Source organism: Streptomyces sp. DG2A-72 (assembly GCF_030499575.1).
In the GTDB taxonomy this organism is placed as follows: Bacteria; Actinomycetota; Actinomycetes; order Streptomycetales; family Streptomycetaceae; genus Streptomyces.
Genome location: NZ_JASTLC010000001.1, coordinates 9,418,348 through 9,439,640 on the forward strand (window position 1 = coordinate 9,418,348; position 21,293 = coordinate 9,439,640).

The 21,293-nt window shown below is 68.2% G+C and carries 18 protein-coding genes and 2 pseudogenes; 13 read left to right on the top strand and 7 right to left on the bottom strand.

Annotated features, from left to right (window positions below):
- Positions 1 to 116: 116 nt before the first annotated feature.
- Positions 117 to 1,793, top strand: coding sequence for a choline dehydrogenase (gene betA, locus QQY66_RS44530; protein ID WP_301986159.1), 1,677 nt, complete (start codon positions 117 to 119; stop codon positions 1,791 to 1,793).
- 67 nt (positions 1,794 to 1,860) lie between these two features.
- On the opposite strand, the gene purU is transcribed toward betA, so the two are convergent.
- Complete coding sequence (gene purU / locus QQY66_RS44535; protein WP_301986160.1) at positions 1,861 to 2,742, bottom strand: formyltetrahydrofolate deformylase; 882 nt, start codon at positions 2,740 to 2,742, stop codon at positions 1,861 to 1,863.
- A gap of 217 nt (positions 2,743 to 2,959) precedes the next feature.
- Between purU and QQY66_RS44540 the strand changes: the two genes are divergently transcribed.
- The 6 genes from QQY66_RS44540 to QQY66_RS44565 are packed head-to-tail and all read left to right on the top strand — an operon-like array spanning position 2,960 to position 9,270.
- Positions 2,960 to 4,429 carry an aldehyde dehydrogenase family protein gene (locus QQY66_RS44540; protein ID WP_301986162.1) on the top strand — a complete coding sequence of 490 codons (1,470 nt, stop codon included), beginning with the start codon at positions 2,960 to 2,962 and terminating at the stop codon, positions 4,427 to 4,429.
- Positions 4,430 to 4,449: 20 nt separating this feature from the next.
- Positions 4,450 to 5,538, top strand: coding sequence for a glycine betaine/L-proline ABC transporter ATP-binding protein (locus tag QQY66_RS44545; RefSeq protein ID WP_301986163.1), 1,089 nt, complete (start codon positions 4,450 to 4,452; stop codon positions 5,536 to 5,538).
- Positions 5,538 to 7,538, top strand: coding sequence for a proline/glycine betaine ABC transporter permease (locus QQY66_RS44550; protein WP_301986164.1), 2,001 nt, complete (start codon positions 5,538 to 5,540; stop codon positions 7,536 to 7,538). Before QQY66_RS44545 ends, QQY66_RS44550 begins: the two co-directional genes overlap by 1 nt.
- 13 nt (positions 7,539 to 7,551) lie before the next feature.
- The gene (locus QQY66_RS44555; RefSeq protein WP_301986165.1) at positions 7,552 to 8,514 is read left to right on the top strand and encodes an ABC transporter substrate-binding protein; all 963 of its coding nucleotides are present in this window, start codon (positions 7,552 to 7,554) and stop codon (positions 8,512 to 8,514) included.
- Positions 8,515 to 8,565: 51 nt separating this feature from the next.
- Complete coding sequence (locus tag QQY66_RS44560; RefSeq protein ID WP_301986166.1) at positions 8,566 to 8,739, top strand: hypothetical protein; 174 nt, start codon at positions 8,566 to 8,568, stop codon at positions 8,737 to 8,739.
- 45 nt (positions 8,740 to 8,784) lie between these two features.
- Positions 8,785 to 9,270: a hypothetical protein gene (locus tag QQY66_RS44565; protein WP_301986168.1), complete on the top strand. Its 486-nt coding sequence runs from the start codon at positions 8,785 to 8,787 to the stop codon at positions 9,268 to 9,270.
- Positions 9,271 to 9,377: 107 nt separating this feature from the next.
- On the opposite strand, the gene QQY66_RS50690 is transcribed toward QQY66_RS44565, so the two are convergent.
- Positions 9,378 to 9,911, bottom strand: a complete 534-nt coding sequence (locus QQY66_RS50690; protein ID WP_367667046.1) for a group II intron maturase-specific domain-containing protein — start codon at positions 9,909 to 9,911, stop codon at positions 9,378 to 9,380.
- Between the two features lie 71 nt (positions 9,912 to 9,982).
- On the opposite strand from QQY66_RS50690, the gene QQY66_RS50695 reads away from it, so the two are divergent.
- Entirely contained in the window at positions 9,983 to 10,207 is a 225-nt protein-coding gene (locus QQY66_RS50695; protein ID WP_367667107.1) for a hypothetical protein, read from the top strand.
- Here QQY66_RS50695 and QQY66_RS50700 read toward each other — a convergent pair.
- A pseudogene (locus QQY66_RS50700) lies at positions 10,136 to 11,071 on the bottom strand (reverse transcriptase domain-containing protein); the annotation flags it as partial. The gene QQY66_RS50695 and the pseudogene QQY66_RS50700 sit on opposite strands and share 72 nt — an antisense overlap.
- A 337-nt stretch (positions 11,072 to 11,408) precedes the next feature.
- On the opposite strand from QQY66_RS50700, the pseudogene QQY66_RS44575 reads away from it, so the two are divergent.
- The 3 genes and pseudogenes from QQY66_RS44575 to QQY66_RS44585 form a co-directional block, all read left to right on the top strand.
- Positions 11,409 to 13,096: pseudogene (locus QQY66_RS44575) on the top strand (ISAzo13 family transposase); the annotation flags it as partial.
- Positions 13,097 to 13,529: 433 nt separating this feature from the next.
- Positions 13,530 to 15,968 (top strand): FAD-dependent oxidoreductase, encoded by a 2,439-nt coding sequence (locus tag QQY66_RS44580; RefSeq protein ID WP_301986169.1) that lies wholly within the window; start codon positions 13,530 to 13,532, stop codon positions 15,966 to 15,968.
- 16 nt (positions 15,969 to 15,984) lie between these two features.
- On the top strand, positions 15,985 to 16,845 hold the full coding sequence (locus tag QQY66_RS44585; RefSeq protein ID WP_301986170.1) for a bifunctional methylenetetrahydrofolate dehydrogenase/methenyltetrahydrofolate cyclohydrolase: 861 nt from the start codon (positions 15,985 to 15,987) through the stop codon (positions 16,843 to 16,845).
- 73 nt (positions 16,846 to 16,918) lie between these two features.
- On the opposite strand, the gene QQY66_RS44590 is transcribed toward QQY66_RS44585, so the two are convergent.
- A complete protein-coding gene (locus tag QQY66_RS44590; RefSeq protein ID WP_301986172.1) occupies positions 16,919 to 17,311 on the bottom strand; it encodes a VOC family protein in 393 nt (130 codons plus the stop codon).
- Positions 17,312 to 17,499: 188 nt separating this feature from the next.
- On the opposite strand from QQY66_RS44590, the gene QQY66_RS44595 reads away from it, so the two are divergent.
- Complete coding sequence (locus QQY66_RS44595; RefSeq protein ID WP_301986173.1) at positions 17,500 to 17,679, top strand: hypothetical protein; 180 nt, start codon at positions 17,500 to 17,502, stop codon at positions 17,677 to 17,679.
- A gap of 10 nt (positions 17,680 to 17,689) precedes the next feature.
- Here the strand turns inward: QQY66_RS44595 and QQY66_RS44600 are convergent, their stop codons facing one another.
- The 3 genes from QQY66_RS44600 to QQY66_RS44610 all read right to left on the bottom strand — a co-directional run bounded on the left by QQY66_RS44600 (position 17,690) and on the right by QQY66_RS44610 (position 20,133).
- Entirely contained in the window at positions 17,690 to 18,148 is a 459-nt protein-coding gene (locus tag QQY66_RS44600) for a nuclear transport factor 2 family protein (RefSeq protein ID WP_301986174.1), read from the bottom strand.
- 50 nt (positions 18,149 to 18,198) lie between these two features.
- Positions 18,199 to 19,257 (bottom strand): type III polyketide synthase, encoded by a 1,059-nt coding sequence (locus tag QQY66_RS44605; protein WP_301986175.1) that lies wholly within the window; start codon positions 19,255 to 19,257, stop codon positions 18,199 to 18,201.
- A gap of 288 nt (positions 19,258 to 19,545) precedes the next feature.
- On the bottom strand, positions 19,546 to 20,133 hold the full coding sequence (locus QQY66_RS44610; protein WP_301986176.1) for a TetR/AcrR family transcriptional regulator: 588 nt from the start codon (positions 20,131 to 20,133) through the stop codon (positions 19,546 to 19,548).
- Positions 20,134 to 20,244: 111 nt separating this feature from the next.
- On the opposite strand from QQY66_RS44610, the gene QQY66_RS44615 reads away from it, so the two are divergent.
- A complete protein-coding gene (locus QQY66_RS44615) occupies positions 20,245 to 21,255 on the top strand; it encodes an NADP-dependent oxidoreductase (RefSeq protein WP_301986177.1) in 1,011 nt (336 codons plus the stop codon).
- Positions 21,256 to 21,293: the final 38 nt, after the last annotated feature.

The following is a 21,293-nucleotide window of genomic DNA, read 5'->3' on the forward strand; positions in this document are numbered from 1 at the left end:
AAGCAACGGAGCCGAAACCCAGGATCCGTAAGTTGCGTGTTTCGCAACCTGGTGCGTATGGCGCTACTGGTACTAGCATGCGTCGCGTAGCTACGGCGCGAGCGAGACGAGGCATCATGGCTCCCCTGCAATACGACTTCGTCATCGTCGGCGGCGGATCGGCCGGCAGTGCACTGGCGAACAGACTCTCCGCGGATCCGGCGAACCGGGTACTGGTTCTGGAGGCCGGCCGCTCCGACTACCCGTGGGACGTCTTCATCCACATGCCCGCGGCGCTGACCTATCCGATCGGCAGCCGCTTCTACGACTGGAAGTACGAGTCCGAGCCCGAGCCCCACATGGGCGGCCGGCGCGTGTACCACGCACGCGGCAAGGTGCTGGGCGGCTCCAGCAGCATCAACGGCATGATCTTCCAGCGTGGCAACCCCATGGACTACGAGCGCTGGGCGGCCGATCCGGGCATGGAGAGCTGGAACTACGCGCACTGTCTGCCGTACTTCCGGCGGATGGAGAACTGCCTGGCGGCCGATCGGGACGACGAGTTCCGAGGTCATGACGGCCCCCTCGTCCTGGAACGCGGCCCCGCGACCAACCCGTTGTTCGGCGCCTTCCTCAAGGCCACCGAGGAGGCGGGCTACGCGCCCACGGACGACGTCAACGGCTACCGGCAGGAAGGCTTCGCCAAGTTCGACCGCAACGTCCACCGCGGACGCCGGCTGTCGGCCTCGAAGGCGTACCTCAAGCCCGCCAGGAAGCGGCCCAATCTCACCGTCAGGACGCGCGCCCTCGTCACGCGCGTCCTGTTCGAGGGCAAGCGCGCAGTCGGTGTCGAATACCAGCGCGGCAAGGGTGCCCTCCAGCAGGTCCGCGCCAAGGAAGTCATCCTGTGCGGCGGCGCGATCAACTCCCCGCAGCTGCTTCAGCTCTCCGGCGTAGGCAACGCGCAGGAGCTGACCGCCCTCGGCATCGACGTCGTCCACGACCTGCCGGGCGTCGGCGAGAACATGCAGGACCACCTGGAGGTCTACATCCAGTACGCCTGCAAGCAGCCGGTCTCCATGCAGCCGTACATGGCGAAGTGGCGTGCCCCCTTCATCGGGCTGCAGTGGCTCTTCCGCAAGGGCCCCGCCGCGACCAACCACTTCGAGGCAGGCGGCTTCGCCCGCAGCAACGAGGATGTGGACTACCCCAACCTGATGTTCCACTTCCTGCCCATCGCGGTCCGCTACGACGGCTCCTCGCCGGCCGGCGGTCACGGCTACCAGGTGCACGTGGGCCCCATGTACTCCGACGCGATCGGCTCGGTGAAGATCAAGAGCAAGGACCCGCGCGAGCACCCGGCGTTGCGCTTCAACTACCTCTCCACCGAGCAGGACCGGCGTGAGTGGGTCGAGGCGATCCGCGTCGCCCGCAAGCTGCTCAACCAGCCCGCGATGGCCCCGTACAACGACGGGGAGATCTCGCCCGGGCCCAAGGTGGATTCGGACGAGGAGATCCTCAACTGGGTCGCCAAGGAGGGGGAGACGGCTCTGCACCCGTCCTGCACCTGCAAGATGGGCACCTCCGCTGACGAGATGGCTGTCGTCGACCCGGAGAGCATGCGCGTGCACGGTGTCGAGGGCCTGCGTGTCGTCGACGCGTCGGTGATGCCGTACGTCACCAACGGCAACATCTACGCCCCGGTGATGATGATCGCCGAGAAGGCCGCCGACCTGATCCTCGGCAAGGAGCCGCTGCCTGCCTCCAAGGCCGCGTACTACCGACTCCGCGACGCCGAGAAGCAGGCCGGGTAGGCCTTCGACTGTCGTATACGACAGAGGCGGGGCCGGAATCCGGTCCCGCCCCTCGGTCGTGTACGGCTCAGCGGAAGACCACCGTGCGGTTGCCGTCCACCATCACGCGGCTCTCGCTGTGCCACTTCACCGCGTGCGCGAGGACCTGCGCCTCGACGTCCCGTCCGACCGTGACCAGCTCCCCGGGGTCGAGCGAGTGGTCCACCCTGACCACGTCCTGCTCGATGATCTGCCCCTCGTCGAGCTCGGGCGTGACGTAGTGCGCGGTCGCGCCGACGAGCTTCACCCCGCGGTCGTAGGCCTGCTCGTAGGGGCGCGCGCCCTTGAAGCTGGGGAGGAAGGAGTGGTGGATGTTGATGGCCCGGCCTTCGAGCTGCTTGCACAGGTCGTCGGAGAGGACCTGCATATAGCGGGCCAGCACCACCAGGTCGATGTCCAGCTCGCGCACCAGCTCCAGCAGCCGCGCCTCGGCCTCGCCCTTGGTGTCCTTGGTGACCGGGACGTGGTGGAAGGGGATGCCATAGGTCTCCGCCAGCGACTCGAAGTCGGGGTGGTTGGAGACGATCGCGGGGATCTCGATGTTGAGGGAGCCCGTGCGTTGGCGGAAGAGCAGGTCGTTGAGGCAGTGGCCGAACCTGGACACCATGATGAGCGTACGGGTCGGCGTCGAGGCGTCCCACAGGGTCCAGGAGAACCGGTGGGCCTCCGCCACCGGACCGAATCGGTAACGCAGAGTTTCCAGATCGGCGTTTGGGTCGGAAACGTCGAAGTGGACCCTCATGAAGAAGCGGCCCTGGAGTCGATCATCGAATTGCTGGCTTTCGAGGATGTTGCCGGAGTTCCGGACGAGGAAGCCGCTCACGGCGTGGACGAGTCCCACGCTGTCGGGACAGGAGAGGGTGAGGACGTACTCACGGCCAGGCTGTGATCGAGGGGACTTGGGGGACACGTCGGCCTCCGTCGGTGCGTATTGCACAACATGGTGAGCGATACGCAACATAGTTCAGCCGCACAGGCGTCTCGGTCAAGAGCGAAGGGGCCGATGGGCCCGTGCGGAATCGTCATCCTTCAAACCCTTGACGTATGTCTGCACATTCGCCAAGGTGTTCCACCACAAGCAATTGGATGCACAATGCGCAACGCATTTCAGCTGAAGGGCTTGGCGCGTGGCACATCTGTATGTGGACGGTTCATGGCGGGATCCGGTGGCCGGAGGCCTCCGCGAGATCCGCTGCCCCGCTGACGGCACGCTCTCGGCGACCGTCGCGGAAGGGACGCGTCCGGACGCCGAGGCGGCGATCGCCGCGGCTCGCCGCGCCTTCGACGAGGGGCCCTGGCCGCGCACCCCCGAGCGCGAGCGTGGCGCGCTGCTGCTGCGGACCGCCGACATCATGGAGCGCGACGCGAAGGAGTTCGCCCGCGCCGAGTCGCTGGACACCGGCAAGCGGCTGGTGGAGAGCGAGTACGACATCGCCGACGTCGTCTCCTGCTTCCGTTACTACGGAGGGCTCGGCGGCACCGATGCCGGCCGGGTGATCGACACCGGACGGGACGACGCCGTCAGCCGCGTCGTCTACGAGCCCGTCGGGGTGTGCGGGCTGATCACCCCCTGGAACTATCCGCTGTTGCAGGCCAGTTGGAAGGTCGCCCCGGCCCTCCTTGCCGGCAACACGATCGTCCTCAAGCCGAGCGAGCTCACCCCCTCCACCTCGATCCTGCTGATGAGGGCCCTGGAGGAGGCCGGGATCCCGGCCGGCGCCGCCAACCTCGTCCTGGGCACCGGGCCCGAGGTGGGCGCACCGCTCTGCGAGGACCCCGCCGTCGACCTGGTCTCCTTCACCGGCGGCCTGGAGACCGGAAAGCGGATCATGGCCACAGCCGCGGCGAGCGTGAAAAAGGTGGCGCTGGAGCTCGGCGGCAAGAACCCCAACGTGGTCTTCGCCGACGCCGACTTCGAGACGGCTGTGGACTTCGCGCTCACGGCCGTTTTCCTGCACTCCGGGCAGGTCTGCTCGGCCGGCGCCCGGCTGATCGTCGAGGACTCACTGCACGACCGCTTCGTCGACGAGGTCGTCCGCCGGGCCCGGCAGATCCGCCTGGGCGGGCCCTTCGACACCGAGGCCGAGACCGGTGCGCTGATCTCCGCCCAGCACCTGGCGAAGGTCGAGGCGTACGTCGCCGCGGGGATCGCCGAGGGTGCCGTCCTGCGCTGCGGCGGCGAACGGCCCGACGACCCGGCCCTGGCCGACGGCCACTACTACCCGCCGACCGTCCTCGACGAGTGCCGGCAGGACATGCGCGTGGTGCACGAGGAGTCCTTCGGGCCCGTGCTCACCGTGGAGCGCTTCACGGACGAGGACGACGCCGTACGTATCGCCAACGACACCGAGTACGGACTCGCCGGGGCCGTGTGGACGCAGGACGGCGGGAAGGCCCAGCGGGTCGCCCGGCGGCTGCGCCACGGCACGGTGTGGATCAACGACTACCACCCCTATGTGCCGCAAGCGGAATGGGGTGGCTTCGGGCACTCGGGCGTGGGCCGGGAGCTGGGACCGACCGGCCTGGACGAGTACCGAGAGCCCAAGCACATCTGGCAGAACATCCAACCCCGGCCGCAGCACTGGTTCAGCGGCTGAACGCCGAAGAGAGGTCGATCGTGACCCCAACACAGACCGAGGTGCCGCAGCGGCGCGGCACCCCCCAGGACTCGGATGGCACTCCGGTCATATCCGTGCGCAATCTGTGGAAGGTGTTCGGGCCGAAGGCGGACCAGGTACCGGCCTCCGAGGAGCTGCGCGGGCTCACCCGACGCGAGCTCATGGACCGCGCCGGATGCACCGCCGCCGTACGCGACGTCAACTTCGAGGTCGCGCCCGGCGAGGTCTTCGTCGTCATGGGCCTGTCCGGCTCCGGCAAGTCCACGCTGGTGCGATGTCTGACCCGGCTGATCGAACCCACCACCGGTGAGATCGTCTTCGAGGGCGAGGACATCCGCGACGCGGACGCGGGGCGCCTGCGCGAACTGCGCCGCAGCAAGTTCTCCATGGTGTTCCAGCACTTCGGGCTGCTGCCGCACCGCCGGGTCGTCGAGAACGTGGCGTTCGGGCTGGAGATCCGCGGCATGAGCCGGGCCGAGCGCACCAGACGGGCGTTGGAGGTCGTCGAACTCGTCGGGCTCTCCGGGTACGAGAGCTCCTACCCCGACCAGCTCTCCGGCGGTATGCAGCAACGCGTGGGTCTCGCCCGCGCGCTGGCCGGCGATCCGGACGTACTCCTCTTCGACGAGCCGTTCTCCGCGCTCGACCCGCTGATCCGCCGTGACATGCAGAACGAGGTCGTCCGGCTGCATCACGAGGTCGGCAAGACCATGGTGTTCATCACCCACGATCTGTCGGAGGCGCTGCGGCTGGGCGACCGCATCCTCATCATGCGCGACGGCAGGATGGTCCAGTGCGGCACCGGCGACGAACTGGTCGGGGCCCCCGCCGACGACTACGTACGCGACTTCGTCAGGGACGTGCCCCGCGGTGACGTACTGACCCTGCGGTGGATCATGCGCCCGGCGGAGCCCGACGACCCCCTGGACGGTCCCGAACTCGGCCCGGACGTCGTGGTGAAGGAGGCCACGAGGGCGGTGCTCGCGGCCGACAAGCCGGTCAAGGTGGTGGAGGACGGCAAGCTGCTCGGCATCGTCGGAGACGAGGAGATCCTCGCGGTGGTCGCCGGGCAGGAAGGCGACGCGTGATGACCGTCGTGATGGAGAAACCGGAGACGACCGGGACCGCGGAGACGCCCGCTCCCGCCCGGCGCGTGCGCACGGTCAACCGCGGCGTGGTGGTGGCCGGGATCCTGCTGGTCTGGCTGGTGCTCTTCGCCGTGCTGCGCGGCAAGCAGACCCTGTCCCTGGCCGCGGCCGACTTGACCGATCTGCACCGGTGGTTCAACGACGTCAACGACTCGATCGGAGCCAACCGCAACTCCAACCCGCTCTTCCTCTACTTCTTCAACGAGATCCGCCTGGTCATCGACTCCCTGGTGACCTTCGTGCAGGATCTGATCTCGCAGCCGACCGCGGGCCGCCCGGTTCCGCAGATCGGCTGGCTCGGTGTCGTCGGCATCGCCGGCTACGTCTCCTGGGCCATGGGCAACTGGCGGGTCGCACTGCTGGCCGTGGCCGGCTTCACCTTCCTCGGCCTGCAAGGGCTCTGGCAGGAGAGCATGGACACCCTGGCGCTGACCCTCTCCGCGGTCTTCGTGGCGCTGCTGTTCGCCATTCCCCTGGGCGTGTGGGCCGGGTTGTCGGACCGGTTCAACCGGATCGTGACGCCGTTCCTGGACTTCATGCAGACGATGCCGACCTTCGTCTATCTGGCGCCGCTGACCCTGTTCTTCCAGATCGGTCCCGCCTCCGCCACGATCGCCACCACGATCTACGCGGCACCACCGGCGATCCGTATCACGGCGCACGCCATCCGCTCCGTGCCACAGACCACGATCGAGGCGGCGGACTCGATGGGCGCGACGCGGCGGCAGGCTCTGCTGAAGGTCCTGCTGCCGATGTCCAAGCGGACCGTGGTGATGGGCATCAACCAGACCATCATGGCCGCCCTGGCCATGGTGACCATCGCGGCCCTGATCAACGCGCCCGGCCTTGGCGCGACCGTCATCCAGGCCCTCCAGTCGCTGGACGTCGGCACGGCCTTCAACGCCGGTCTGGCCATCGTCGTCATGGCCATCGTGCTGGACCGGGTCACCACCGCGGCCAGCGGCCGGGCGGAGACTGCCCGGGGCTCGGACAGTCCCTTCCTCAAGTGGCGGCGGCAACTGCTCGCGGCAGGCGCGGTGGTGGCGGCGGTGCTGGTGTATCTGTCGCACACATATATATGGGCGGCCGAGTTCCCCGGCGCGGGCGGCATCGGCAGCGGCATCGCCAGGACGGCGGACGATGTGACCACCTGGGCGCAGGACAATCTGTCGGGCCTGACCAACGCCTTCCGCGACGCCCTCACCAACGGTCTGCTCAATCCGTTCCAGACCCTGCTGACCGAATCCCCGTGGTGGCTCGTCGGTGCCGTCCTCGTCGCGGCCGGGGCGGTGCTCGGCGGGTGGCGTGCCGGCGCGACCACCGTCGTGTGCGTGGGCCTGCTGGTCGGTACCGGTGTCTGGTCGGACGCCATGACGACGCTGGCGTCCACCGCCGTGGCGACGGTGCTGGTGATGCTGCTCGGCGTCGTCCTCGGGGTGTGGATGGGGCGCAGCGCGCTCGTGGACCGGCTGCTGAGGCCCTCCCTGGACGCGGCACAGGTCATGCCGCCCTTCGTCTACCTCGTGCCGTTCCTCGCGCTGTTCGGCCCCACCCGCTTCACGGCCATCGTCGCCGCGATCGTCTACGGGGCCCCGGTCGCCATGAAGATCATCGCGGACGGGATCCGGGCGGTGCCCGAGACCACCGTGGAGGCGGCGACCTCCGCCGGGTGCAACACCTGGCAGATCATCACCAAGGTTCAACTGCCGATGTCACGCAGTGCCCTGACGCTTGCGACCAACCAGGGCCTGATCTACGTGCTGTCGATGGTTGTTGTGGGCGGCCTGGTAGGTGCGGGCGCCCTCGGCTACGACGTCGTGGCCGGATTCTCACGGGGGGAGCTGTACGGGAAGGGGCTTGCCGCGGGTCTGGCCATCGTCCTTCTCGGAGTCATGTTCGACCGGATCACTCAGGCCGCGGCGCGCCGCGCCACCGCTTAAGGAGCACGACACCATGGCAAGACACTGGCGAGCCGGCGCGGCCGGCCTGGCCGTCCTCGGCCTCACCCTCACCGCGTGCGGCGGGGCGAAGGTCGGAGACAGCTCCTCCGCGGGCTCGGGAAGCTCGGGCAAGTGCGGCACCTTCAATCTGGCCGTCAACCCGTGGGTGGGCTACGAGGCGGACGCGGCGGTCGTCGCGTACGTCGCCCAGCACAACCTCGGCTGTACGGTCAACAAGAAGAACCTCAAGGAAGAGATCGCCTGGCAGGGCTTCGGCTCCGGCGAGGTCGACGCGGTCCTGGAGAACTGGGGCCACCCCGACCTGGTGAAGAAGTACATCGACCAGCAGAAGACCGCCGTGGACGCCGGCCCGACCGGCAACGAAGGCCTCATCGGCTGGTACGTGCCGCCGTGGCTGGCCAAGGCGCACCCCGACATCCTCGACTACAAGAACCTCAACAAGTACGCGTCGAAGTTCAAGACGTCCGAGTCGGGCGGCAAGGGCCAGCTCCTCGACGGCGACCCGTCGTACGTCACCCACGACGAGGCGCTGGTGAAGAACCTGAAGCTGGACTTCAAGGTGGTGTACGCGGGCAGTGAGACGGCGCTGATCCAGGCCTTCCGCACCGCCGAGAAGAACAAGCAGTGGTTGATCGGCTACTTCTACGAGCCGCAGTGGTTCCTGTCCGAGGTCCCGCTGAAGAAGGTCAGCCTGCCCCCGTACAAGGACGGCTGTGACGCCGACGCGGCGAAGGTCGCCTGCGACTATCCCGTGTACAAGCTCAACAAGATCGTCAGCGCGAAGTTCGCCAAGTCCGGCAGCCCCGCCTACAACCTGGTGAAGAACTTCAACTGGACGAACGACGACCAGAACGAGGTCGCCAAGTACATCGCGCAGGACAAGATGACGGACGAGGCGGCGGCCAAGAAGTGGGTCGAGGCCAACAAGGACAAGGTCGACGCCTGGCTCAAGTAGCGCCGGCGTCCGCCGCTGATGTGGTTGTTCTCCGGCCAAGGCTCCGTGGGTGTGTTGCGTGAACTGCCGGAGAACAACCTATTTCGCCCCGCGATTCCTCCCGAATTCCAACATGAAACCCTCACCTGGAGCATGGCTGCCGGTAAAATGGTTCAAGCTGCGGCAAAAATGATTTCCGAGGCCCGCGGTGAAGGCATCTCCCCGGTAAGATCTCGTCCGGAATGACACACGGTTACGACCAAACCCAAATTCATTCGGAAACGGGGAGACATGGGGATTCGCAAATACACGCGGAGCGTTCTGATTGCCGGGATGCTGCTTGGGGCATCCATCTTCACGCCAGCCACTCAGGCTGACGCTGCAGCTGGGCAGTACCACTTGAACATCGGTCAGAAGCTGACCGTCGGGAAGTGCATCGTGTCCACTAAGGGGCAGCGCGGGGCTGTCGCAAAGCTTTGCATGGGCAAGTATGCCAACGCGCTCATCTACTACAAAGGTGTTCTAAAGGCTGAGTTCGGACCGAATCACGTGACGTCGGCTCAGCCCAAGGCCTACATCACGCTCGCGTCCGACCACAACGTCAAGATTTATAGGTACTCCGGTGGGCCACTGCTGTTCAACAGCAAGACCGCCGGGAAATTCCCGGCGACCCAGCTGTGGATCGACTCCTGCGCGGCTCTTCCCTACTGGAACGTCGCCCTGGTCAAGCCTGGAAGCTTCAACTGGCCCTGGAAGGGCGAACACTGCGTCGGCTAGTTGTACCCGGCCAGTCGGGTAGGACCGCCGCATTGCTGCGGCGGTCCCTCCTCAGAACCGGCCGTGCGGGCTTTCCCCGCAGCTCGGTTCAAGCAAGCCCGAGAGGCTCACAGGCGTGCAGTGCAGGACGAGTGGATGAGGCGGAGTTGCACCCCGTCCGACGTTTCGATCCCGCGATAGGTGATTTTCCTGGTGGTGATCGCCTGTCGGGTGCCTCGCAGCCATTGGTCCCACTCGGTGGGGCTGGACGGCGGAGCGTCGGCGTGCAGCAGCGGTCCCCGGCAGATCAGAGACTGCCCGTTCTGCGCCTGGAGCAGGCGCAGGGTGGCACGGTTGATCGGCGGTGGTGGGCTGGTGCGGCGCCGTTCGGCCCAGTAGGCCGCCAGGGCAGGGTCGTCCGGGGACGCCGAGCCGTGGACCATCTGGTGTCGGACGATCTTCGTCCAGGCGTATTTCAGGAGGTAGGCGCCGCTGTCGCGGTCACCGAACACCCACTGGTCCTGCCGGGACTTGTTGAACGTGCCGTAGTACCGGGTGGTGACCCAGTGCATGGGCTTGTTCGGGTGCGCGCGGGTCGCCCACTTGTAGGTGAGCTTCCACATGTAGTCGTCCAGCGCGGTGAAGACCTCGCCGGCGACCACGCTCCGGTAGTAGGCCGACCAGCCCCGGATGATCGGTTGAGTCGTTGCAGCACCGCGGCAGCGTTGGCCCCGTGCAGGGACCGCACCTCGGCGCGCAGCCTGTTCCGGATCCGTCTGACGGCCTCACGGCTGGGCTTGATCAGCAGCTTGCCGTGATAGCGGCGGATGGTGAAGCCGAGAAAGTCGCAGCCTTCTTCGAGGTGGACGACGCGCGTCTTGTCCTCGTTGAAGACCAGTCCCCTTGGCCTCAGCCACTCGGCAAGCCGGGCCTTGACCTGTTCGGCCTGTTCCCGTGAATGGCACAGGGCGACGAGATCGTCGGCGTATCTCACCAGCAGCGGGGAGCCCGGCATGGTGTCACCGGCACGGCGTCCGGTCTGCCGGTACTGGACTCCCGCAGCCGTCTCCATCCCATGCAGGGCGATGTTCAGGAGCACAGGGCTGATCACGCCGCCTTGAGGAGCTCCCTCCTCGGTTGGCGTGAACCGGCCTTCCTCGACCACACCTGCTCGCAGCCACTGCCCGATCCGTTCCCGCGCGGGGAATGTGCCGAGCTGCTGAAGCAGGTGGTCGTGGTCGATTCGGTCGAACGCCGCTGCCAGATCCGCGTCCAGTACCCACCGGCGGCGGGCCTTGTTGCCCTTGGCCGTCCAGTAGATCGCCGCGATGGCGTCCTGACAGCTGCGGCCGGGCCGGAAGCCGTACGACTTCGGCTCGAACCGCGCTTCCCACTGCGGTTCCAGTGCCTGGGAGACGCGGGCTTGCTCGACCCGGTCCAGGATCACGGGAATGCCGAGCGGGCGTCTCCTGCCGCCTGGCTTGGGGATATACACCCGCTTGACGGGCCGGGCTCTGTCCGGGCTGATCCGGTGCTGAACCCGAAGGGCCAGTTCCGCTTTGCCCGAGGCGGTCAGGACGACCTGACCGTCGATCCCGGCCGTCTTGCGTCCTGTGTTGATCTCCGTCACCCGTCGCGCGCTGACCAGCGTGCTGGACAGAGAGCGGAGCATCAGTTTCTGTAAGTTGCGGACCCTTTTGAGGTCCCCTGCCTGCGATGCCGTGAAGATTCTCTGCCGCGGTCGCCGTACTGACTCCTCCTGGACCTGCCAGTCGACGCCGCTTCTCAGCGGCCAGCCCTGCACCCCGCTCATGCCTCCCATCTGCGAGGCTTGCCATCACGGAGCATCGTTGAGGGTTCAGTGGGCTTCACCCGTCCGGTCTTCCCCTTGCCTGTGACCCCCGGATGGAACGGGAGCCCTTGGGCTTCTTCCCCGAGCTTCGCACCCCGCCGTTACCAGCGACGCACGTCGGGGAGGGGACGGGCCTTGGACACTGGCCCGGGTTACGTCCTCGGCGTCATGCCGACCTCCTCCATGCGTAACCACTCACAGCGTGCGACCTCGCGTCGCACCCCCGATCTGACAGTTGTCAACCCAGCCCAGGGCGCCCGTATTTCAATAGGTACTCGGCAGAGGGGTGTTGGTGGGAGTCTGAGATATGACTTCGTGTCTGTCAGGCCGCGTTGCCGCTCGTGCTCTGCGGGTCAAGTTTGATCAGATCCTGCCGCACTTCGATGAGCGCCGCCGTCGGTTGTACCTGGCCAGTGAGGCGACGGCCCTGGGCCGCGGCGGGATCGTCCGGGTCGCCGCTGCCTCAGGCACCAGCACTGCAACCATCGCGCGAGGTATGGCTGAGTTGGCCGGTTGCCCCTCGCCGACCTTGCGGGTCCGGGTTCCAGGTGCGGGCCGCAAGCGGGTGACAGACACCGACCCTGGTCTGTGGCCCGCGCTGGAGTCGCTGATCGAGCCGCACACCCGAGGTGACCCCGTCCCCGTCTCCCCGTTGCGGTGGACCACGTTGTCGTTACGGGCCCTGGCCTCGACCCTCGCCGCACAGGGCCACCCGGTCAGCGCTTCAACCGTCGGACACCTGCTGCACACCCTGGGCTACAGCCTGCAGGGAACCGCGACGACAACAGAGGGCATCAGCCATCCGGACCGCGATGCCCAGTTCACCCACCTCAATGCCACCGCCGCCGCGTTCCTCAACGATGCCCAGCCGGTGATCAGCGTGGACACCAAGGCCAAGGAATGGCTCGGCAACCGGGACCGGCCGGGTCGCACCTGGCGGCCGGGCAAGAACGCGATCAAGGTGGACTGCCACACGTTCACCACCAACGAGCAGCCCATGGCGATCCCCTACGGGATTTACGACATTGCCAACAACAGCGGATGGGTCAACGTCGGCACCGACCACGACACCGCCCAGTTCGCGGTGGAGTCCATCCGACGCTGGTGGCAGCACCGCGGACGGGCGGACCACCCGAATGCCGGCAGGCTCCTGATCACCGCCGACTCCGGCGGCTCCAACGACCCCCGCCGCTGGACCTGGAAAAGCAACCTTGCCGCCTTCGCACGAGAGAGTGGCCTGGAGATCACGGTCTGTCACCTACCGCCGGGGACTTCGAAGTGGAACAAGATAGAGCACCGGATGTTCTGTCACATCACCGTGAACTGGCGGGGGCGGCCGCTGACCAGCTACCAGGTCGTCCTCGAGACCATCGCCGCCACAACCACCAGGACCGGCCTGACCATCGGGGCCGAACTGGACACAGGCAGCTACGACCTCGGCATCAGCGTCACACCCGCCGAGTTCCACGCCCTTCCGATCACACCCAACGCCTTCCACGGTGACTGGAACTACACGCTGTCTCCCGTTCCAGCGCGAGCGCCAGACGCGCCGGCAACGACACACCGGATCGACCCGGCCCTGACCGCGATGCTCACCGATCCGGCGCTGACCGGCATGTCACGAACCGCCTTCGAGCATCTGGTGGCGGTCTCGGAGCCTTTCTGGGACGCCTTGGCCGAGGCGGCATTCCAGCGACGCTTCCACCGCCCGCGCAGCTACCGCCACCCACAGACCAGCAGCGTGGACCACACCCACCGGCTCCTGGCAGCCATCCTCCGCCGCCGCAGAGCGGTGACCATGACGTTCCTGGCGCAACTACTGGGCGTCAACCGCACCAACTTGTCCATCCAGTACCAGGACGCAAAACGAATCCTGGACCTGCACTGGATCCTCGTCACACCAATACCCGGATCGCCCGCCCGCACATGGGAACAACTACACGCCCGAACAACCCCCGCGGAAACCCGTCGCTGACAGTTATTGAAATACGGGCCCTGGGCGGAAGTGAGTCCGCGCACCGGCACGCCCCGAACGGTTTTGGGCCCACTGGTCATCCGCTTTCGCATCCCGGGCGGAGACACGGATCGTGTCCGTGGTCCGAGCCGAGAGGGCGGAGTCCCTCACGACCTGGCCATGTGAATGCGGCCAGAGGCGACGGAGAGGCCCTGAATCATCTCTCTGGTGGAGCAGAGGCCCCGCACGCTGGCGCCGCACTCGGCGTCCCAGATCGCGCTGCCACGCTAACTCGTTCGCCGCCCAGTGCCGCAAGCCCGTAAGCCCGTAAGCCGACCATCACACGATCGAGCTAAACGTCCCTGCGTGCTGAGCTCTTGACACCCCTCCCCGAGGCGGGCACATTGAGTTGCGCAACCTGAAGCACGTTGCGCAGAAAGCAACTCAACGGTTTTGAATTTCGGAGGTGCGGCGATGGCGGGACCCCGAGTGGTGATCATCGGAGCGGGCGTCGTGGGAGCGGCCCTCGCTGACGAGATCTCCGCACGAGGCTGGACCGAGGTGACCGTGGTCGACCAGGGCCCGCTGCCCGCCACCGGGGGATCGTCCTCGCACGCCCCGGGCCTGGTCTTCCAGACGAACTCCTCCAAGACCATGACCGAACTGGCCCGCTACACGGTCGAGAAGTTCTGCTCCCTCGACGTCGGCGGCAAGCCCTGCTTCCTTCAGGTCGGCGGTCTCGAAGTGGCGACCACCCCCGAGCGCCTCACGGAACTGCGCCGCCGCCACGGCTGGATCACCGCCTGGGGCGTCGAGTCCCGGCTGCTGACCCCCGAGGAGTGCGTCGAGCAGCACCCCCTGGTCAACCCGGAGAGGGTCCTCGGCGGCCTCCTGGTGCCCACGGACGGCCTCGCGAAAGCCGTCCTCGCCGTCGAGGCCCAGATCCGCCGGGCCACCGAGCGCGGCGTCCGCTTCCTGGCCCGCCACGAGGTCCTCGACGTCCTGCGGGCCGACGGCAAGGTGACGGGCGTCCGCACCGACCAGGGCGATCTGGAAGCCGACATCGTCGTGTGCTGCGCCGGCATCTGGGGCCCGAAGATCGCCCGCATGGTGGGCATGAACCTCCCGCTCACCCCGCTCGCCCACCAGCTCGCCTGGACCGGCCCGGTACCGGCCCTCGCCGGCCAGGCCGAGGAGGCGGTCCGCCCGATCCTGCGCCACCAGGACGCCGACCTCTACTACCGCGACCGCTTCGACGCCATCGGCATCGGCTACTACGGCCACCGCCCGATGCCGATCACCGCCGACGACATCCTCTCCGTCGACGAGGCCGACCAGATGCCCTCGGTCCTGAAGTTCACCGAGGAGGACTTCGCGGACGCCTGGACCGAGACCCAGTCCCTGCTCCCCGCGACGAAGGAGGCCAAGGTCGAGGAAGGCATCAACGGCCTGTTCTCCTTCACCACCGACAACTTCCCGCTGCTCGGCGAGTCCCCGGACGTCAAGGGCTTCTGGGTCGCCGAGGCCGTCTGGGTCACCCACTCCGCGGGCGTCGGCCGGGCCATGGCCGAATGGCTGGTCGACGGCCACTGCTCGTCCTTCGACCTGCACGAGTGCGACGTCAACCGCTTCGAGCCGCACCAGCTCACCCCGGAGTACGTCCTGGCCCGCGACTGCCAGAACTTCGTCGAGGTCTACGACATCCTCCACCCCCTCCAGCCGTCCGGGAAGCCCCGCCCGATCCGCACCAGCCCCTTCCACGCCCGCCAGCAGGAGCACGGCGCGTTCTTCCTGGAGGCGAACGGCTGGGAACGCCCGCAGTGGTACGAGGCCAACGCGGGCCTGGTGGAAGGCCGTTCCATACCCACCCCGAACGACTGGGCCGCACAGTACTGGTCGCCCATCGTCGGGGCCGAGGCCCAGGCCACGCGCGAGACCGTCGCGATGTACGACATGACGGCACTCAAACGCCTCGAAGTCAGCGGCCCCGGCGCCGCCGCCTTCCTGGAGCGCCTGTGCACCGGCAAGGTCGCCAAGTCCGTCGGCTCGGTGACGTACACCCTGCTCCTCGACCACGACGGCGGCATCCGCAGCGACATCACCGTCGCCCGCCTCGCCCGCGACCTCTTCCAGGTCGGCGCCAACGGCAACCTCGACCTCGACTGGTTCACCCGCCACCTCCCCGCCGACGGCACGGTCCAGGCCCGCGACATCACGCCGGGCACCTGCTGCATCGGCCTGTGGGGCCCGATGGCCCGCAAGGTCCTCCAGCCCCTCACCAACGAGGACTTCACGAACGACGGCCTGAAGTACTTCCGCGCCAAGCGCGCCCACATCGGCAGCGTCCCGGTGACGGCGATGCGGCTGTCGTACGTCGGCGAACTCGGCTGGGAGATCTACACCACCGCCGACCTGGGCCAAAAGCTCTGGGACACCCTCTGGGCCGCCGCCCAGCCCCTCGGCGGCGTCATCGCCGGCCGCGGCGCCTTCAACAGCCTCCGCCTGGAGAAGGGCTACCGCTCCTTCGGCACCGACATGACCTACGAGCACGACCCCTACGAGGCCGGCGTCGGCTTCGCCGTCAAGCTCGACAAGGACGACTTCATCGGGAAGGCGGCCCTTGAACGCCGTAAGGCCGACGTACGACGCAAGCTGACCTGCCTCACCATCGACGACCCGCGGGCGGTCGTCATGGGCAAGGAGCCGGTTTACGACGGCGACCGCTCCGTCGGCTACGTCACCAGCGCCGCCTACGGCTACACGATCGGCAAGGGCATCGCCTACGCCTGGCTGCCCACGGAACTCACCGCTCCCGGCACCACGGTGCACATCGGCTACTTCGACCAGCGGGTCGAGGCGGTCGTCGCGGAGGAGCCGCTGTTCGACCCGACCATGTCCCGTCTCCGTGGCTAGCCGAGGGGTACCACCAGTGACCGCACAACTCCTCGACGGCAAGGCGACCGCTGCCCGGATCCGCCGTGAACTCACCGATCGAGTGGCCAAGTTGACCACCGGCGGTGGCCGCCCGCCGGGCCTCGGCACCGTCCTGGTCGGCGACGATCCGGGCAGCCGCGCCTACGTCGCCGGCAAGCACCGCGACTGCGCGCAGGCGGGCATCGCGTCCATCCGCCGGGACCTGCCCGCCGACGCTTCCCAGCGGCAGGTCGAGGACGTCATCGACGAACTCAACGCCGACCCGGACTGCACCGGCTACATCGTCCAACTTCCGCTCCCGGGACACCTGGACGCGGGCGCCGTACTGGAACGCATGGACCCGGCCAAGGATGCCGACGGTCTGCACCCCGTCAACCTCGGCCGGCTCGTCCTCGGCGTCGAGGCCCCGCTGCCCTGCACCCCGCGCGGCATCGTCGAACTGCTGCGCCGGTACGACGTCCCGCTCGCCGGCGCCCGGGTGTGCGTGATCGGACGGGGCATCACGGTGGGACGGCCGATGGGGCTTTTGCTGACCCGCCGTAGCGAGAACGCCACCGTCACCCTCTGCCACACCGGAACCAAGGGCCTGGCCTGGCATGTGCGCGAGGCGGACATCGTCATCGCGGCCGCCGGCTCGCCCGGCCTGATCACCAAGGACATGCTGCGCCCCGGCGCGGCCGTCCTGGACGTAGGCATCACCCGCACCGACCGCGGACTCGTCGGCGACGTGCACCCGGAGGCCGCCGGGGTCGCCGGATGGCTCGCACCGATGCCCGGGGGCGTGGGCCCCATGACCCGCGCCATGCTGCTCGCCAACGTCGTCGAGGCCGCCGAGAGGAACGCGAACGCCGTATGAACACGCCGACTCCCAACTGGGGGTCAAGGGGTCGCAGGCCTCACCGCAGGTTCTTCAGACGCGGGCGGATTGCTCAGTTCTCCTGAATCACGGACAGGACGTTGCCCGCCGGATCCTTGAACCAGGCGATCGCCGTCGGACCGCCCTCGGGGCCCCGGACGATGCCCTTGGCGTCGGACCCGAACTCCGGGTAGCGCTCCATGCTCACGCCGCGCTGCGCCAGCCCGTCGACGGCCGCCTCGATGTCGTCCACGGGGAAGTTCAGGATCGTGAAGCTCGCGGGTGTGTGGTTGTCCTTGGGGTAGACAAAGACACTGGCGCCGCTGCCCAGCTTGATCGTGAGCATCCTCATGTCGCCTTCCCCGCTCTCCTCCACCTGGAGGCCGAGCGTCTCGCCGTAGAAGTGGCGGGCCCTGCCGAGGTCGTCGACCGAGAAGCCGCTGAACGCCTTCGACTGTCCGAACATGCCGTTGTCTCCTTCGCGTGGTCCGCCCCGGATTTCCGAGGCCACCCCAGCGGATCACCACGGGGCCACCCCCCTCGCGCGCTCGCGTCCGGATGGTTGCCATGCGTCACCCCCTGGGAGCTGTCCCTGCCCACGGCCGGTCACCGGCACCCTGGGTTTCGCATCAGAGCCTGACCGTCCCCAACGGGATGGTCCGGCACATCATCGACCAGGCCAACTGGTCCCATGGCGACCTCGACGCGGGCAGTGCCGAGAACGTCCGGGCCAACCGGCGGGGTTTCCGTGCCCATGTCGCCCTCGTGGACCTGGTGGAGGACTATCTGCTGCAGAACAGGTCGATGACGACCGTGCTGGACCTGCTCGGCTGAGCCGGGCCCCTCATGCGGGGTCGGTGGGCGGCGGTGGGGGAAAGGCCGTGCCGCCCAGCCACACCGGGGTCACCCGCACACCGCTGATGCGCCACTGGCCGCCCTCGCGGAGGTAGGTGTTGTCGTACCAGCCGCCGACCGACCACCAGTGGGTGGGATCGGCCTCTTGAGGCAGGTGGACGGCCTGGAGGTACGAGCGGGAGGCCGCCTCGTCATCGTCCACGGTGATCTGATGGTTCGTGCTGATGTGGTGGGTGCGGTGGTAGCGGCCGAGGTCCCTGGCCACCAGATCGGCGAGTCCAGCGCGCCCCTGGTGCACGACCCCGGGCAGTTCCAGGGTCCCCTTCTCGGTGAACAGGGCCGCGTAGCCCTCGAAGTCCTTCTCGTCGAGGCGACTTGCGAAGGCCACCAGAAGGTCGCCGATGGCCATACGGTCGAGGAGCAGGCGCACGTCAGCGTCGGAGGGCATCGTCAGCGAGACCTTTCGGGAAGGTGGATGTGGAGGTGAAGGCGGCGGGGTCAGGCGCCGCGGAGCAGGGCGGCGTAGAAGGTCAGCCCGGGGCCGAAGGCCATGGCCAGGCCGTACTGCCCGTTGGCCAGAGGTGTGTGGATCTGCAGTTCCCGTATCACCAGGGGCAGGCCGGCGGAGGCGCAGTTGCCGTACTCGCGCAGGACGGACCGGGAGGCGGCGACCGCGTCGGAGGTGAGGCCGAGGCTGCTTTCCACGGCGTCGATGATGCGCCGCCCGCCCGGGTGCACCGCCCACCAGCGGACGTCGGCGAGGCTCAGCGAGTGGCGCGCCAGCAGCCCGCCGACCGCGTCCGGCACCAGGCGTTCGAGGACGTCGGGCACCTCCGGCGACAGGCCCATCCGGAAACCGTGATCGCCCACGGTCCACAGCATGTGGTCCTCGTGCTCGGTGTCCGTGTGCGCCAGCACGTCCACGATCCGCAGACCGGCGCCGTCCCCGGCCGGTGCGTCCGGCTGGACGACGGTGGCGGTGACCGCGTCGCCGAACAGGACGTGCACGACGACCTGGTCGCCGTCCCACGGGGGTGGCTGGAGGTGCAGCGACGACAGTTCGGCGTTGAGCAGCACGGCCGGGCGCCGATGGAGGCGTACGTAGTTGGCGCAGGCGGCCAGCGCGGGCAGCGCCGCGAAGCAGCCCATGTGGCCCACGAGGAGCCGTTCCACGTGCGGTGACATCCCCACGTCGCGGGAGACCCGGGTGTCCAGGCCGGGCGCCGCGTAGCCGGTCGAGGACGCCACGCACAGCAGGCCCACGTCGGCCGGGTCCACCCCGGTGGCGTCCAGGGCCGAGGCGACGGCATCCTTGCCCAGCGGCAGCGCTTCCTGCAGATAGCGGCGCATGCGCGCGGCCGTGGACCAGTCGCTGATGTCCTCCAGCAGCGGGCTCACCGCCAGGTGACGCCGCGCGACGCCGGAGTGCGCGGCGATCCGTGCCGCGACCCGCTGGTTCGGGCTGCTTGCCCGCAGCAGGTCGACGACGTCCTCCTGACGGCAGGCGATCGCCGGCAGTGCCGCACCGAATCCGGCGATCACCGATGACTCCGACATGCGCACCAGGTCCTTCCGCCGGCGACTGATCGAACAGCCTAGGGCGAGCGATCGCGGTGGCGGAGAGGCGCGCGGGGGCACTGTGGATCAGGGCGCACTGGGCGTGTGCCGGAGTGAAGGGTGCGCTTCCGGCGTGCGGGCGCATCACCGCGCCCGGTCGGTCAGCTGCCGCGCAGCTCCTGCACGATCGGCTCCCACACCTCGGCGTCGATCTCGTACGCTGCGGGCCGGTGGGGCCTGGTCACGCAGTTCCCCGCGCCTCTTTGAGGGCGCTGCCGCGCGGCGATTTCAGTTACGGGCGCGGCGTCCCGCCTCGGCTTCGCTGCTGCCTGCGCTTGCCAGGATCGCGCTCGCGACCACGTCGAAGAGGCGATCGGCGCGTGGCGCGAGCGAGGGTTGATCACCGAGCCAGGCGAGCGCCGCTACCAGCGCGAACAAGTCGGTGCCATCGATATCGCTCCGCGCTGTGCCGGCGGCCTGGGCACGGGTGAGGAGCCGCGCACCGGCTGCGCGCAGGGTGACGCACGAGGCGTGGAGTGCGGATTCGGGGTCATCGATGGCGGCTGCCATCAGTACCGTCACGCCCCGGTACTCGGTGGTCCACGCGACGCAGTCGCGCAGCCACGAAACGAGAGCGTCTTCGGGCGAGCGCGACGTCTCGAACTCGCCTGCCCTTGCCGTCAGTTCGTCGAAGCTCGTGTGGAGCAGGGCCTCGAGCAGCGCCTCGCGCGTCGGGAAGTGCCGCAGCAGCGTCGCGAGCCCGACATCGGCCCTGCGCGCGATGTCGCGCAGTGACACATCGACGCCTTGCTCGGTGATGGCGGTGCCCGCGACTGCGAGCAGGTGGTCGCGGTTCTTCCTGGCGTCGGCCCGCATCTGCCCCTCTTGACTATCCGGATCAGTGGTCCATATATTCGGATCAGTGGTCCACTTATGTGGATCGCTGATCCGAATAAGCCTATCCCGCTGTGCGGGCAGGAGAAGACGATGCCGACACACACGATGAGGGCGGTCCGGCTCCATGAGCACGGCGGCCCTGACGTTCTGCGCTACGACGAGGTGCCGATCCCCGAGCCGGGGCCGGGCGAGGTGCTCGTTCGCGTGCACGCGGCCGGCGTCAATCCTCCGGACTGGTACCTGCGCGGCGGGCTGACCAGGATGCCCGGGGAGACGGAGTCGACGGTCAGTCTGCCGGTGATTCCGGGGACGGACGTGTCGGGTGTCGTCGAGGCCGTCGCCGCGGACGCGGACGGCCTCGCCGTAGGTGATGAAGTCTTCGGTCTTCTGCGTTTTCCCAGCTTCGACGGCCGCGTATACGCCGAGTACGTGGCCGCGCCCGCGTCGGACCTCGCACGCAAGCCGGCCGGTATCGACCACGTGCACGCCGCCGGGGCGCCCATGGCCGGGCTGACGGCGTGGCAGTTCCTGATCGAGGTCGGACACGATCACCCCTCGCCCTTCCAGGAGGCGCGGCATCGCCCGACGGCACTCGACGCCGGCACGACGGTGCTCATCAACGGCGCCGCGGGCGGCGTGGGGCACTTCGCGCTACAGCTGGCGAAATGGAAGGGTGCACGGGTCATCGCGGTGGCATCGGGCGCGCACGAATGGTTCCTGAACGAGCTCGGCGCCGATCAGCTCGTCGACTACACCAAGAACCGTCCCGAGGAACTCGTGCACGACGTCGACCTCGTTCTCGACACCGTCGGCGGCCCCCACAGCAGCCGCCTTCTGCGCACGCTCAAGCGCGGCGGGGCCCTCTTCCCGGTGTTCCCCGGCGAATTCGACGAAGAAGAGACCGCGAAGCTGGGCGTCACGGTCTCGATCGCGCAGGTCCGCTCCAGCGGCGCGCAACTCGCTGAACTGGGACGCCTGCTCGACGCGGGCACGGTCCGCGTCGCGATCGACAGCACGTTTCCGCTCGCGGATGCCCGAGCCGCGCACGAGCGCGCCGCCCGAGGGCATATCCAGGGCAAGATCGTGCTCACGGTCGCTTAGGTGCAAGGCGGTTCACGGACGCGTCAGGGCCTTCAGGC